General features: G+C 68.6%; 1 protein-coding gene. It reads right to left on the bottom strand.

Features of this window, described 5'->3' with window-relative positions; all coding sequences use genetic code 11:
* Positions 1-9 precede the first annotated feature (9 nt).
* Positions 10-759, bottom strand: a complete 750-nt coding sequence (locus HW445_RS32620; RefSeq protein ID WP_180224343.1) for a transposase family protein — start codon at positions 757-759, stop codon at positions 10-12.
* Positions 760-876: the final 117 nt, after the last annotated feature.

The following is an 876-nucleotide window of genomic DNA, read 5'->3' as shown; positions in this document are numbered from 1 at the left end:
TGAGCGTTTTCAGCGTTGCCTCTCCAGGGTCAGGACCGCAGCAGCGATGGCTGTCATCCGGTTCGGGCTGCAGCGGCTTCGGCGGAAGATCCGCCAGGACTTCAGCCGGGCGACACCTCGTTCGACAGGAGCACGGGCATGGGCGAGTGCCCGGTTCAGCGTCCGCTCGGTCGGTGACAGTTCTCCGCCTGGCGGGCGGCGGATTGCGGTGGTGACCCAGGAGCCGGCGCCGATGTAGGCGCGGTCGGCCACGATCGGGACGCCTTGGCGTTCGCAGATCCGGATGATGCGGTGGGTGCGGGCGGCGGTCAGGTCATGAGCGCGGCCCGGCAGTGCCGGTGAGATCCACAGCAGCCGGCCTTCGGGATCGGTGACGACCTGCACGTTCACGCCGTGGCGTCGGTGTTTGTGGGAGTAATCGGTGCGTCCGTCGCCCAGGCGGTCGCACTCGCTGAGGGTGCCGTCCAGGAGCACGTAGTCCGGGTCGTGCTCGCGCAGAGTCTTGAGCAGGCCCGGCGCCCGGTCCGCGAGGAGTCGCACGACCGCGGTGGTGTAGGCGTGGGCGGTGCCCACGGATATGCCGAAGCCGCCGGCGATCTGGGCGAGGGTGTCGTGCTTGCGCAGGTAGGCGAGAGCGACGAGGGCGCGCTGATGCGGGCGGAGTTTGCAGCGTCGGTCACCCTCACGGGTGACGATGAGCATCGTGACCCACTCGACCAGCGCATGAGGCAGGTCGAGTGCGGCAGGATAGGGAACCAACAGGGCTCCTGGACCGGCAGGTTGAGACTTCGAACACCTCACCCAACGGCGCAGGGGCCCTGTCCGTTGCGGGCACCCAGGCCATCACCCGATCGGTGGTCCCGCTGAAAACGCTCA

The sequence above is a fragment of the Streptomyces sp. UH6 genome (assembly GCF_013421635.1).
Taxonomy (GTDB): Bacteria; Actinomycetota; Actinomycetes; order Streptomycetales; family Streptomycetaceae; genus Streptomyces; species Streptomyces abyssomicinicus.
This window is presented reverse-complemented; position numbering and strand designations above follow the sequence as displayed.